Here is a 13,534-nt window from a genome sequence, read left to right on the forward strand (position 1 = left end):
CCTCGCGGCGCTAGGGTTCGGCTGTCAGCCGCAGGGAAGGGCACGCATGGTGGACCACGAGGAGCCGACCGAGCGGCGGCCGCTGTGGCTCGGCGGGACGATCGCGCTGCTGCTCGCCGCGTCGTCGGTGATCCAGTTCTGGGCCTCGTTCGAGCGCTGGATCGTCGCCTGGAACAGCTGGGATCGCGACAGCGCCTGGGTCGAGGACCACCGGTTCGACTACATCGCCCCGAGCGACCCGTGGGAGCCGATCGGCGACACGGCGCTGCTGTTCGGCATCGGGTACCTGCTCATGGTGCCCGCGATCCTCGCACTGCCGCTCGCCGCCCGGCGCCTGCGGTGGCTGGGGATCGTGGCGGCGATCGTGGCGGCCGCGCCGTTCGTCTACGTCGGGGTCCACTCCGCGTGGTCGGGCCGGCTGGGCGTGCCGTCGCCGATGGCCGACGGCGACGGCATGGGCTTCATGACCCGCCTCGCGACCGCGGGACTGGTCGCGCTCATCGTGCTGGCGATCGTGCTGGCCCGCACCTCTCGCGGCTGGATGACGGTCGCGCTGCTGATCATCCCCACCACCCTGTGGGGGTATCTCGTCGGATCGCTCACGATCGCGCCGCTGTTCTGGGAGGTCTCGTACGACACCACTCGGTGGAGCGAGACGGTCGTGGCGGCGTGGACCGCGGCGGCGGCGATCGTGACGGTCGTGGCGACGGTCCCGCCGCAGCGCCCGCGGGAGCCCGCTGAGGTGTCGGCCGCGGCCGCCGCGCCCTCCGCCTGACGGCGCGGGATTGGCGTCCGCCCACAAAGGGCTGTGCGCCACCGGCCGCGTGCTGGTTCACTGGCCCGCGTGAACCTGTACGTCCGGCTGATGCTCCTGTACCTGCGCCGCGTCCGCGCGCCCAGGGTGAGCCTGTGGGATGAGGTGCGCACGCCGTTCACCGTGGTGCCGACCGATCTCGACGTGCTCATGCACATGAACAACGCCCGCTACCTGGCGCTGCTCGACCTCGGCCGCATGGACCTGATGCTGCGCTCGGGCTTCTGGAAGACGATCACGGATCGCGGCTGGTATCCCGTCGTCACCGCCCAGACGATCAGCTACAAGCGCTCGCTCACGCTGTGGCAGCGCTTCGATCTGGCCACGCGCATGCTGGGCTTCGACGACCGCCACGTGTACATGCACCAGGAGTTCCACCGCGGCGGCAAGGTCGTCGCGCGGGCCGTGGTGCAGGCGCGGTTCCTGCGCAAGGGCGGCGGCACCGTCGACCCGTCGGAGCTCATCGCCCTCGCCGGCGGCGCGCCCGATCTCGAGCTGCCGCACTGGGTCGACGGCTGGGCCGCCGCGACCCGGATCTCGCACTCCCAGGGCTGAGTGCTCAGTCGGCCTCGCGCGGCGGGTTGTGCATGAACTCGATGCGGATCCCGCTGGCGTCCTCGACGAACGAGGCGTAGTAGCGCGGCGAGAAGCGCGGGTAGATCTTCGGATCGCGCACGGCCGTCCACCCCGCCGCCAGGGCGATGTCGTGGAGCCGGTCGACCTCGGCGCGCGAGTCCACGGCGAACGCGAGGTGCTGCCAGCCCACGCGCCCGTGCCGGTGCGGGGCGGGGCCGTCCTCGCGGGCGCGGTAGAGGATCAGCTCGGTCTCGCCCTCCTTGTACCAGGCGATCCCGCCCTCCGCCTCTCCCGGCTCCCGTTCCATCCCGAGGGCGGCGAGCACGGGGCCGAACTGCTCCGCGGCGCGTTCCAGGTCGTCGACGGTGATTCCGAGGTGATCGAAGAGCGGCATGCGGCCAGGGTAGCGGCGGCGCCGACCACCTCAGGCGGCGGGGAGGATGATCGCCTTGAGCGAATCGGGGGTGTGCGAGCCCAGGGTGAGCGCGGTGGCGGTCTCGGCGAGCGGGAAGCGGTGCGTCACGATCGACGCGGCGTCGACGCGGCCGGAGGAGATCAGCGCGATCGCGGTGGGCCACGTGTGGGCGTAGCGGTGCACGAGGGAGAGCCGGACCTCCTTCACGTTCAGGCGCGACAGCGGCAGCTCCACGTCGTGCTTCGGCAGCCCGACCATCGCCGCCCGGCCGCCGTTGCGCAGGCGCCACAGGCCGGAGGCCAGGGCTCCCGGGGCGCCGGAGCACTCCAGCAGCACGTCGGCGTCCTCGTGGCCCGGGCCGTCGGGGACGTCGCCGACGCGCTCGGTCGCGAACCCGAGGCGCCGCGCGACCTCGAGCCGGAAGTCGGAGACGTCGCTGAGCACGACGTCGGCGGCGCCGAGCGCGCGGGCGACCTGCGCGGCGAGGATGCCGACGGGCCCCGCGCCGGTCACGCGCACGCGGTCACCGGGCGCGAGCTCGGCGCGGCGGCAGGCCCAGATGCCGACCGACAGCGGCTCGCACATCGCCGCCTCCTCGAACGACATCGTGTCGGGCACGGGGAACAGGTTGCGCTCGTCGATGGCCAGGCGCTGCACGAGCGCGCCGTCGTACGGCGGCGTCGCGAGGAACGCCAGGTCGCGGCACAGGTGGTAGCGGCCGGCGCGGCAGTCCTCGCAGTCCCGGCAGGGGGTGCCCGGCTCGATGGCGACGCGGTCGCCCACCCGCACGCGCGTGACGTCGGGGCCGACGGCGATCACCTCGCCGGCGGTCTCGTGCCCGAGGATCATCGGGCCCTCGACCACCCAGTCGCCGATCCGTCCCGCCGTGAAGTACGCCGTGTCGGATCCGCACACGCCGACCGCCTCGATCCGCACGACCGCCTCGCGGGCGCCCGGCACCGGATCGGGCACGTCCCGGACGTCGATCCGGCCGATCTCGGTCATGACGGCCGCGAGGTTCGTCACGCCTGCTCCCGCCGCGCGGCGTACTGCTCGCGGATGACCGGGCGCGGGTCGCCGACGGGCTCGGCGAGGAGCGCGACGGGCCAGGCCGGGCGCTGCCCGGTGAGGGCCCACGCGGCCTGCGCCGCGGCGCCGAGCGCGACGTACTCGCCGGGCTCGGGCCGGGCCACCGGCACGTCGAACACCTGCGTCGCGATCGTGGCGACGGCCTCGCTCTGCGCGGCGCCGCCGATCAGCAGGACGCGCTCGGCCTGCACCCCCAGCGAGAGCACCGCGTCGAGGCCCTCCGCGAGCCCGCAGAGCACCCCCTCGATCGCCGCGCGTGCCAGGTTCTCGCGGGTGGTGGACGCGAGGGTCATGCCGAACAGCGTGGCCGTGGCGTCGGGTCGGTTCGGGGTGCGCTCGCCCTCGAACCACGGCTGCAGCACGAGCCCGTCCGCGCCCGGCGAAGCCGCCAGGGCGAGGCGCGCGAACTCCGCGTGATCCACCCCGAGCAGGCTGGCGGTGGCGTCGAGCACCCGGGCGGCGTTGATCGTGGTGACGATCGGCAGGAAGCCGCCCGCCGCGTCCGCGAAGCCCGCGACCGTGCCGGTCTCGTCGCGGATCGGCACGTCGGTGACCGCCGTGACGGTGCCCGAGGTGCCGATCGACACGACGACGTCGCCCGTGGCGGCGCCGAGCCCCAGGGCGGCGGCGGCGTTGTCGCCGGCGCCCGCCGCGACGCGCAGGCCGCCCGGCCCCTCCACCCAGCCGTCGGGCGGCAGCACGCGGGGCAGCACCACGTCGCTCGCGTCGCGCCGCAGGGCGAGCGAGAGCAGCTCGCGGTCGTACGCGCCCGACACGGGGTCGAAGTACGCGGTGCCGCTGGCCTCCGACCGGTCCGTGACGAGCTCTTCCAGGACGGGCCCGAGCTCCGTTTCGGGCCCGTAGCCCCGCAGCCGCCATGTGAGCCAGTCGTGGGGGAGCGCCACCGCCGCGATGCGCGCGGCACCCGCGGGCTCGGCGTCGGCGAGCCAGCGCAGCTTCGTCGCGGTGAACGAGGCCACCGGCACGAGGCCGGTGCGGCGCACATACTCCGCCGCACCGACCTCGTCCGTCAGCACGCTCGCCGCGGCGGCGGACCGGGTGTCGTTCCACAGCAGGGCCGGGCGGATCACCCGGCCCTCCGCGTCGAGCGCCACCATGCCGTGCTGCTGGCCGCCGATCGCGACGGCCGCGACGTCGCCGAGCCCCCCGGCCTCGGCGATCGCCGCGGTCATCGCCTCCCACCAGAACGCGGGATCGACCTCGGTGCCGTCGGGATGCGACGCGCGACCCGTGCGCACGATGGCGCCGGTGTCGAGATCGCGGATGACGACCTTGCAGCTCTGGGTCGAGGAATCGATCCCCGCGACGAGCGTCATGGGATCAGCGGGCGCCGAGCAGGTGCTCGGTGGCGAGCTGCTGCAGGCGCACGAAGCCGAAGCCGTGGCCGCCGAGGTAGGCGGCGGCGTCGAAGTCCTCGAAGGCCGAGCGGTCGGCCAGTAGGTCGTCGTACGACTCGCCCTCGTTCAGCGTGGGCGTGCGCAGCTCATCGACCTTCGCGGCCCGGAGCGCCTCCTGCACCTCGGGGTCGGCGCGGAAGGCGTCGGCCCGCTCCTTGAGCAGCAGGTACGTGCGCATGTTGGCCGAGACCGAGTCCCAGATGCCCTGCTCGTCCTCGGTGCGGCTCGGCTTGTAGTCGAAGTGACGGGGGCCGTCGTAGGCGGGGCCGCCACCCGGCGCGCCGTGCTCGAGCAGGTCGACGAGCGCGAAGGCGTTGTGCAGGTCGCCGTGGCCGAACACGAGGTCCTGGTCGTACTTGATGCCCCGCTGGCCGTTGAGGTCGATGTGGAACAGCTTGCCGTGGTACAGCGCCTGGGCGATGCCGGCGGCGAAGTTCAGGCCCGCCATCTGCTCGTGCCCGACCTCGGGGTTCAGGCCCACCATCTCGGGGCGCTCGAGCGAGTTGATGAAGGCGATCGCGTGGCCGAGCGTGGGCAGCAGGATGTCGCCGCGCGGCTCGTTGGGCTTCGGCTCGATCGCGAAGCGCAGGTCGTAGCCCTTGTCGACCACGTACTGGCCGAGCAGGTCGACGGCCTCCTTGTAGCGGGCGAGCGCGGCCTGGATGTCCTTGGCCGAGTCGTACTCGGCGCCCTCGCGGCCACCCCACATCACGAAGGTCTTGGCGCCGAGCTCGGCGGCCAGGTCGATGTTGCGCAGCACCTTGCGCAGCGCGAAGCGGCGCACCTGCCGGTCGTTCGAGGTGAAGCCGCCGTCCTTGAACACGGGCGCGCTGAAGAGGTTGGTCGTGACCATCGGCACGACGATGCCGGTGTCGGCCATCGCCTGCTTCAGGCGGTCGATCTGCGTCTGGCGCTCGGCGTCGGTCGATCCGAACGCGAACAGGTCGTCGTCGTGGAAGGTGAGGCCGTAGGCGCCGAGCTCGGCGAGCTTCTCGACGACGTGCACCACGTCGAGCGCGGGCCGGGTGGGGCCGCCGAACGGGTCGGTGCCGTTGTATCCGACGGTCCACAGACCGAACGAGAAGCGATCGGCCTTGGTGGGGGTGATCGACATGGGGAAGACCTCTTTCAGCATCGTCGATGAAATGTTGTGAGCGACAACCTATCAGTCGCCGCGGGTGGGATCAATGGGGCGCGGCCAGCGCGATCGTGCGCCCGCCCTCGGGCTCGTCGACGTCGAACTCCGCGATCGCCGCCCCCGCCGACACCCGGTAGCGGCCGCGCCAGCCCGCGACCCGGATCCGGCCGGCCGCGTCGGTGCGGAGCGTCGTGGCCGGGGTCCACCACTCGCCGCGGATGAGGGATCGCAGCCGCTCGTACGAGGGCTTGGGGCTGCCGTCCGCGCGGAGCAGGCCGATCGGCGCGCCCAGCCACGCGCCGCGATCGCTCAGGCCCCAGTAGGTGATCGCCTGGACCGCCGGGTGCTCCGTGAGCGCCCGGTACAGGGCCTCGAGCTCGTCGGCCTGGCGCTGCTCGCCCTCGGGCGTGGAGGGCCAGGAGTCCACGACGTAGTCGTTGAGATCGTCGATCTCGGGTGGCATGAGGGCGCCGGAGACGAGGCTGACCTCGGTGAAGTGCAGCGGCAGCCCGAACCGCGCGAACCGGTCGGCCTTCTCACGCAGCCACTCGACGCCGCGGAAGCCCTGGTGCATGTGCGTCTGCAGCCCGATCGCGTCGATCGCGATGCCCGCGGCGAGGGCGTCCTCGATGACCCGCTCGTAGCGCTCCGAGAGGTCGAAGTCGTTGATCAGCAGCGTCGCCGACGGCCGCGCCGCGCGGGCGGTCTCGAACGCGAGGCGGACCATCGCGGTCCGACCCCGCTCGCGTGCCAGGCGCGAGACGGCGTTGGGCACCCCGTCGGGCTCGTTCTCGAACACCGGCATGATCGCGACCTCGTTGATCGCGTCCCAGGTGTCGATCACGCCGGCGAAGTCGCGCACCTCGCGGGTGATGCGATCGCGGATCACCCGCTCGACCTCGTCGCTCGGCAACGGATCGAGCCAGCGTGCCTTGACGGTGTGCCAGACGAGCGGATGCCCCTTCAGCCGCACGCCGCGCTCGGCGAACCAGCGCGCGGCGGTGAGCAGCCGCGCGGTGTCGGGCCGACCGCGCTCCGGCTCGAAGTCGCCCCAGTAGAACGGCAGCGTCGCGGTGTCGAACAGCGCGAGCCAGGCATCGGCGAGCGCCCGCTCGTCGGCCTCGCCGTTGGCGTGCGGGATGAGGTCGAACCCGATGTTGCCGAAGCCGAAGGCGTGCCGGATCTGTTCGACCCGTACGTCGTGGTGCGCGAGCGGCGAGCCGTCGTCGCCGATGACCGTGACGACGACGCTGCCGTGGCGGTGTGCGAGGGTCATGTCAGCCTCGGGGCGGGGCGGTCGAGCCGCGCACGACGATCTCGGCGGGCATGCGGATGTGCTCGGGGCCCGAGCCGCCGAGCATCTCGAGCAGGATGCGCACGGCGGCCGCGCCCATCTCGTGCAGCGGCTGGCGCACGGTCGTGAGGTCGGCCGACACGGCCTCGGGGATGTCGTCGAAGCCGACCACCGAGAGATCGTCGGGCACGCGCAGCCCGTGCGTCCGCGCCACGCGGATCGCCTCGATCGCGGAGAGGTCGTTGGCCGCGAACACCGCGGTGGGCGGCTCGGGCAGCTCGAGGAGCGCGGTCGCGGCGGGGGTCGACGTGGCCGCCCGGTACGCACCGTCGACGACGAGCGCCGGGTCGAAGGGGAGCCCCGCCGCCTCGAGCGCCTGGCGGTAGCCCTGCTCGCGCTGCCGGGCCGACTCGAGATCGACGCGGCCGCGGATGTGCGCGATGCGGCGATGGCCCTGCGCGATGAGGTGCTCGGTGGCCGCCCGGGCGCCGCCGAGGTTGTCGGTGTCGACGGTGGCCGGCCCGGCCGGGCCGGCGTGCGGGTCGATCGCCACCGTCGCGACCGACGTCTCGGGCAGCGCCACCGTCGGCGTCACGATGATCGCGCCGTCGATGAGCGTGCCGCCCAGCCGCGACAGCGACCGCCGCTCCCAGCCCGAGTGGTCGCCGGCCGACACGCTTCCGGCGTACGCCAGGATGTCGTAGTCCGTGCCCTGCAGCGCCGACGAGACGCCGCGCAGCAGCTGCAGCGCGAACGGCTCGAACTCGGCGACGAGCACGCCGATCACGTTGGTGCGCCGCCGCCGCATCGAGGTGGCGATGAGCGAGCTCTCGTAGCCGAGCTCGGCGACCACGCCCAGGACGCGGGCGCTGGTCGCGTCGGCGATCCCGTCGCGCCCGTTGATCACCTTCGAGACGGTCGCGACCGAGACCCCCGCGGCGCGCGCGACGTCCCGGATCGTCACCCGCGAGGAGGGGCGTCGTGTGATCGCGGTCTCGGTCATGGCGGCCAGCTTAGTCACGATTCGCGAAAACGTTATCGATAACGATTGACATTTGTTGGGGCCGGTGACAATCTCGACCGAGACGCCCCACGGAGGGCTCGGCGAATCCCGCGCCGGGCGGCGCGTCGCACTCAACGAAGAGGAGCAATCTCATGAACGTTCGCAGGTCATGGCTGGCGGCGGCCGCGGTCACGCTGAGCGCCGGTCTCGCACTCACCGGCTGCGCCGGCGCGGGCAACACGGGCAACACCAACGGCGGCTCGGGCGACGAGAACACGATCGTCTGGTGGCACAACTCGAACACCGGCGAGGGCAAGGAGTACTACGACCAGGTCGCCGCGGACTTCGAGGCCGCGCACGAGGGCGTGACCGTGCAGGTCGAGGCCATGCAGCACGAGGACATGCTGACCAAGCTGCAGGCGGCCTTCCAGGGCGGCGACGCGGCGCAGATCCCCGACGTGTACATGAGCCGCGGCGGCGGCGAGCTCAAGTCCGAGGTCGAGGGCGGCGTCGTCCGGGACCTCACCGAGGACGCGGCCGACACGATCTCGACGATCGAGTCGTTCACCGAGCAGTACACCGTCGACGACAAGGTGTACGCGCTGCCGTACTCGATCGGCATCGTCGGCTTCTGGTACAACAAGGACCTCTTCGCGGCGGCCGGCATCGACGAGGTGTCGCCCAACCCCACGTGGGAGGAGTTCACCGGCTACGTCGACAAGCTCAAGGCCGCCGGCACGGCGCCGATCGCGGTGGGTGCCGGCGACAAGTGGCCCGCCGCGCACTACTGGTACTACAACGTCGTCCGCGAGTGCGAGTACGACGTCGTCGAGGCCGCGATCGAGAGCGGCGACTACTCCGACGAGTGCTTCCTCACCGCCGGCGAGCATCTGGAGGAGACCCTCGCGCTCGAGCCGTTCAACGCGGGCTTCCTCAGCACGCCGGCGCAGTCCGGGCCCACCTCGGCCTCGGGTCTGCTGGCGACCGGCAAGGTCGGCATGGAGCTGGCCGGTCACTGGGAGCCGGGCGTCGCCGGCGGCCTCACCGAGAACGGCGAGGTGCCGCCGTTCCTGGGCTGGTTCGCCTACCCGACCTTCGACGGCCAGGGCGGCGCTCCCGACGATCAGATGGGTGGCGGTGACGCCTGGTCGGTCTCGACCGGCGCCCCGGACATTGCGGTGGAGTTCGCGGAGTACCTGCTCTCGGACGAGGTGCAGATCGGCTTCGCCGAGCTCGACATGGGTCTGCCGACCAACCCGGCGGCCACCGACTCGCTCGCGAACGAGACCCTGGCCCAGCTGATCCCCGTGCGCGACGGCGGCGGCAAGACGCAGCTGTACCTCGACACGCGCCTGGGCCAGTCCGTCGGCAACGCGCTGAATGACGCGATCGCGCTGATGTTCGCGGGGCAGGCGGGACCGGAGGACATCGTCGAGGCGCTCGAGTCCGCCTCCGCGATGGGCTGATCCATGACCAGCGAGGTGAGCCTGACCGCCTCCGCTGCGTCCGACACGGTCGCTCGTCCGGGCGCGTCCGCGGTGGGGCCTTCGGGCCCCGCGGCGGACGCCCCGGGCCGGCGGCGGACGAGCGCGGCGCAGTGGCGCAAGCGGGGCGAGATCGCGTTCTTCGTGACGCCCGCGCTCATCCTGTTCGCGGTGTTCGTGGTCTGGCCGATCATCACCGCGGTGCAGATGTCGCTGTTCCGCTGGCGCGGCTTCGGCCCCATGGTCGACTTCGTCGGGCTGGCGAACTACCTCGCCGTGCTCACGAGCAAGGTCTTCACCGACGCGCTCGTCCACAACCTGATCATCGTCGTGGGCTCGATCATCCTGCAGCTGCCGCTCGGGCTCGCGATCGCCCTGCTGCTGAACCGCCGCATGTGGGGCCAGGGTCTGCTGCGCACGATCATCTTCGTGCCGTACGTGCTGGCCGAGGTGATCGCGGGCGTCGTGTGGTTCCAGCTGCTGCAGCCGCAGTACGGCGTGATCGACACGATCCTGCAGGCGATCGGCGTGGCCGGTCCGCCGCAGGGCTTCCTCGGCACGCCCGAGCTCGCGCTCGGGACCGTGCTCGTCGTGCTCACCTGGAAGTACCTCGGTCTGGCCGTGATCCTGTTCCTCGCCGGACTGCAGGGCGTGCCCGAGGAGCTCTACGAGGCCGCGCAGCTGGACGGCGCCTCGTGGTGGCAGGTGCAGCGGCGCATCACGATCCCGCTGCTCGGGCCCACCATGCGCACGTGGGGCTTCCTGTCGATGATCGGCTCGCTGCAGCTGTTCGACATGGTGTGGATCCTCACGCGCGGCGGCCCCGCGAATGCGACGACGACCATGGCGACGTTCCTCATCGACCAGGGCACGCGCAGCCAGAACTTCGGCATCGCGGGCGCCGCCTCGGTGGTGCTGTTCGTGGTCGCGCTGGTGCTCGCCCTGCTCTACCAGCGCCTCATCCTCAGCCGCGACACGCGCGACGACGATCGGATCCGACCCGCCCGGAAGGGAGCACGAGCATGAGCGAGACGCGCACCCTCATCGTGCCGCAGGGCGCGCCGCGCCGCCGCGGCCGGTTCTCGGGCACCGGCGTGCTCGTGTACGGCATCGCGCTCGTCGTGGTCGCGGTGACCCTCGGCCCCGTCGTGTACGGCGTGCTGGGCGGGTTCCGCACCAACGCGCAGATCGCGCAGAGCCCGGCGGGCCTTCCCGACCCGTGGGTGCTCGACAACTACGCGGGCGTGCTCGCGCCGGACTCCCCGTTCTGGCGCTACGCCGTCAACTCCGCCGTCGTCGCCCTCATCACCACCGCGATCGTCGTGGTGTTCGGGATCATGGCCGCCTATCCGCTGGCCCGATACCGGTTCCGCGGGCGCGAGGCGCTGTTCATGGTCTTCGTGATCGGCCTGCTGTTCCCGGCGACGGTGGCGATCGTGCCGCTGTTCATCCTCATCACCCAGAACTTCGGCATGGGCAACACCTGGTGGGGCGTCGCGCTGCCGCAGGCGGCGTTCGCGCTGCCGATGACGGTGGTGATCCTGCGCCCGTTCCTCATGGCGCTGCCGCAGGAGCTGGAGGAGGCGTCGATGCTCGACGGCACCAGCCGGATCGGCTTCTTCTGGCGGATCCTCATCCCGCTGTCCGGCCCGGGCATGGTCACGGTCGGCGTGCTCGCCTTCGTCGGATCGTGGAACTCGTACCTGTTGCCGCTGCTGCTGCTCCAGAGCGACATGAAGACCCTGCCGCTCGGCGTCGCGGACTTCTCGTCGGAGCACTCCGCCGACACCGCGGGCGTGTTCGCCTTCACGACCCTCGCGATGATCCCCGCGCTGGTGTTCTTCCTGGCCATGCAGAAGCGGATCGTCAACGGCCTGCAGGGGGCGGTGAAGGGATGAGCACCCTGTCCACCACCGCCGCCGAGCCGTTCCCCGAGGAGGAGCCCGTGACCGACGCCCCCGACATCCCCGCCTTCCCGGCCGGGGTGTCCGACCGTGTGCGCGCCCTGCTGCAGCGCATGACGCTGGAGGAGAAGACCGCGCAGCTGGTGGGCTACTGGCTCGACCAGGGCGGCGAGGTCGTCGCGCCGATGGCCGACGAGATGAGCACCGCCGGCGACGGCCGATCGTTCGCCGACATCACGCGCGACGGGATCGGCCACTACACGCGGGTCTACGGCACGCGACCGGTGGAGCCCGCGGAGCGCGCGGCCTGGCTGTGGCAGGAGCAGCGGCGGCTCAAGCGCGAGACGCGGCTGGGCATCCCGGCGATCGTGCACGAGGAGTGCCTGACCGGCCTGGCGGCGTGGAAGGCCGCCACGTTCCCCACGCCCCTGGCCTGGGGCGCCTCGTTCGACCCCGAGCTGGTGGCCGAGATGGGCGAGGCGGTGGGGGCGTCGATGCGCGAGCTCGGCATCCACCAGGGCCTCGCGCCCGTGCTCGACGTCGTGCGCGATCCCCGCTGGGGCCGCGTCGACGAGTGCATCGCGGAGGACCCGTACGTCGTCGGCACCATCGGCACGGCGTACGTGCGCGGGCTGCAGCGCGCCGGGATCCACGCGACGCTCAAGCACTTCCTCGCGTACTCGGGCTCCCGCGCGGGCCGCAACCACGCCCCCGTGCACGCCGGCGCCCGCGAGGTGCGCGACGTGTTCCTGCCGCCGTTCGAGATGGCGATCCGCGACGGCGGCGTGCGCTCGGTCATGAACAGCTACGCCGAGATCGACGGGGTGCCGGTGGCGTCGGATCCGGCGCTGCTGACCACGCTGCTGCGCGAGGAGCTCGGCTTCGACGGCGTGGTCACGGCCGATTACTTCTCGGTCGCGTTCCTCGAGACCATGCACGGCGTCGCCGCCGATCGGGGCGAGGCGGGCGCGCTGGCGCTGCGGGCCGGCATCGACGTGGAGCTGCCCACGGGCGACGCCTACCTCGAGCCGTTGCGCGAGCAGGTGCGCACCGGCCGGCTCGACGAGACGTTCGTGGATCGCGCCGTGCTGCGCGTGCTCGCGCAGAAGGAGGCGCTGGGCCTGCTCGACGCCGAGGCGTACGAGGATGAGCCGCCCGCGGCGGTCGAGCTCGACGGGCCGCGGCACCGCGACATCGCGCGGCGCCTGGCGGCGGAGTCGATCGTGCTGCTGTCGAACGAGGGGCTGCTGCCGCTGGCGGCGACGGCGGGGCGGGTGGCCGTCATCGGCCCGAACGCCGATCGCGCGGAGGCGCTGCAGGGGTGCTACTCGTTCGCCAATCACGTGCTCGCGCATCACCCCGAGCACGAGCTCGGCTTCGAGATCCCCACGGTGCGCGAGGCGCTGGAGCGGGCGCTGCCGGAGACCGAGATCGGGTACGCCCGCGGCTGCGACGTGGAGGGCGACGACCGCAGCGGCTTCGCGCAGGCGGTCGCGGCGGCCGCGGGCGCCGACGTCGCGGTGGTGGTCGTGGGCGATCACGCCGGCCTGTTCGGCCGGGGCACGGTGGGCGAGGGCAACGACGCGGAGTCGCTCGAGCTGCCCGGCGTGCAGCGCGAGCTCGTCGAGGCCGTCGTGGCCACCGGCACGCCCGTGGTGATGGTGCTGCTCACCGGCCGCCCGTACGCCCTGGGCTGGGCGCTCGACGGCGACGGCCCGCGCCCGGGCGCCATGCTGCAGGCGTTCTTCCCGGGCGAGGAGGGCGGCACGGCGATCGCCTCGGTGATCCTCGGCCACACGTCGCCGTCGGGCCGGCTGCCGGTGAGCCTGCCGCGCTCGGCGGGCGCGCAGCCCTACGGATACCTCCGGCCGGTGCTGGGCGGGCCGTCGGAGATCACGAAGACCGATCCGACCCCGGTGCGGCCGTTCGGCTTCGGCCTGTCGTACGCCGCGTTCGCCTACGACGACCTGCGCGTGGACGACACGGCCGCGACCGACGGGCGCTTCACGGCGAGCGTCACCCTGACGAACACGGGCGCCGTCGCGGGCGCCGAGGTCGTGCAGCTGTATGGGCGCGATCCCGTGGCGTCGGTCACGCGGCCGGTCGCGCAGCTGCTGGCGTATGCGCGCGTGGAGCTCGCGCCGGGGCAGTCGCGCCGCGTGAGCTTCGACGTGCCGGCGCGGCGCTTCGCGTTCACCGGCCGCGGCCTGCGGCGGGTCGTCGAGCCCGGCACGGTGGAGGTGTGGCTCGGCCGCGACGCCGAGACCGAGGCGACGCCGCGCGCCGTCGTGACCCTGACCGGCGACGTGCACGAGGTCAGCGTCGACGACCCGCGCGTCGTCGACGTGAGCGTCGCGTGACGGCCGCCGCCCGCGCCGCCGCGCGGTGGGCGTGCGCGG

12 protein-coding genes are annotated in these 13,534 nt (G+C 72.7%); 6 read left to right on the forward strand and 6 right to left on the reverse strand.

Annotated features, from left to right (window positions below):
- Positions 1-46: 46 nt before the first annotated feature.
- Both E3O41_RS01705 and E3O41_RS01710 read left to right on the forward strand, forming a co-directional pair.
- The gene (locus E3O41_RS01705; RefSeq protein WP_067026717.1) at positions 47-775 is read left to right on the forward strand and encodes a hypothetical protein; all 729 of its coding nucleotides are present in this window, start codon (positions 47-49) and stop codon (positions 773-775) included.
- A 69-nt stretch (positions 776-844) separates the two neighbouring features.
- The gene (locus E3O41_RS01710; protein WP_067026719.1) at positions 845-1,369 is read left to right on the forward strand and encodes an acyl-CoA thioesterase; all 525 of its coding nucleotides are present in this window, start codon (positions 845-847) and stop codon (positions 1,367-1,369) included.
- Between the two features lie 4 nt (positions 1,370-1,373).
- On the opposite strand, the gene E3O41_RS01715 is transcribed toward E3O41_RS01710, so the two are convergent.
- The 6 genes from E3O41_RS01715 to E3O41_RS01740 form a co-directional block, all read right to left on the reverse strand.
- A complete protein-coding gene (locus E3O41_RS01715; protein WP_067026721.1) occupies positions 1,374-1,784 on the reverse strand; it encodes a VOC family protein in 411 nt (136 codons plus the stop codon).
- Positions 1,785-1,814: 30 nt separating this feature from the next.
- Positions 1,815-2,831, reverse strand: coding sequence for an NAD(P)-dependent alcohol dehydrogenase (locus E3O41_RS01720; RefSeq protein WP_205631759.1), 1,017 nt, complete (start codon positions 2,829-2,831; stop codon positions 1,815-1,817).
- A complete protein-coding gene (locus E3O41_RS01725) occupies positions 2,828-4,231 on the reverse strand; it encodes an FGGY family carbohydrate kinase (protein WP_067026723.1) in 1,404 nt (467 codons plus the stop codon). The genes E3O41_RS01720 and E3O41_RS01725 overlap by 4 nt, the downstream gene beginning before the upstream one ends.
- Positions 4,232-4,235: 4 nt before the next feature.
- A complete protein-coding gene (gene xylA / locus E3O41_RS01730; RefSeq protein WP_135011900.1) occupies positions 4,236-5,426 on the reverse strand; it encodes a xylose isomerase in 1,191 nt (396 codons plus the stop codon).
- A 70-nt stretch (positions 5,427-5,496) separates the two neighbouring features.
- A complete protein-coding gene (locus E3O41_RS01735) occupies positions 5,497-6,726 on the reverse strand; it encodes an endo-1,4-beta-xylanase (RefSeq protein ID WP_067026727.1) in 1,230 nt (409 codons plus the stop codon).
- A 1-nt stretch (position 6,727) separates the two neighbouring features.
- Positions 6,728-7,747, reverse strand: a complete 1,020-nt coding sequence (locus tag E3O41_RS01740; RefSeq protein WP_173849906.1) for a LacI family DNA-binding transcriptional regulator — start codon at positions 7,745-7,747, stop codon at positions 6,728-6,730.
- Between the two features lie 152 nt (positions 7,748-7,899).
- On the opposite strand from E3O41_RS01740, the gene E3O41_RS01745 reads away from it, so the two are divergent.
- From E3O41_RS01745 to E3O41_RS01760, 4 genes are all read left to right on the forward strand, one after another.
- Positions 7,900-9,213: an ABC transporter substrate-binding protein gene (locus E3O41_RS01745; protein ID WP_067026729.1), complete on the forward strand. Its 1,314-nt coding sequence runs from the start codon at positions 7,900-7,902 to the stop codon at positions 9,211-9,213.
- A gap of 3 nt (positions 9,214-9,216) precedes the next feature.
- Positions 9,217-10,257, forward strand: a complete 1,041-nt coding sequence (locus E3O41_RS01750; RefSeq protein WP_135011902.1) for a carbohydrate ABC transporter permease — start codon at positions 9,217-9,219, stop codon at positions 10,255-10,257.
- The gene (locus E3O41_RS01755) at positions 10,254-11,129 is read left to right on the forward strand and encodes a carbohydrate ABC transporter permease (protein ID WP_135011904.1); all 876 of its coding nucleotides are present in this window, start codon (positions 10,254-10,256) and stop codon (positions 11,127-11,129) included. Before E3O41_RS01750 ends, E3O41_RS01755 begins: the two co-directional genes overlap by 4 nt.
- A 119-nt stretch (positions 11,130-11,248) precedes the next feature.
- Positions 11,249-13,495, forward strand: coding sequence for a beta-xylosidase/alpha-l-arabinosidase (locus tag E3O41_RS01760; protein ID WP_244927279.1), 2,247 nt, complete (start codon positions 11,249-11,251; stop codon positions 13,493-13,495).
- Positions 13,496-13,534 lie beyond the last annotated feature (39 nt).

The organism is Microbacterium sediminis, from assembly GCF_004564075.1.
GTDB lineage: Bacteria > Actinomycetota > Actinomycetes > Actinomycetales > Microbacteriaceae > Microbacterium > Microbacterium sediminis.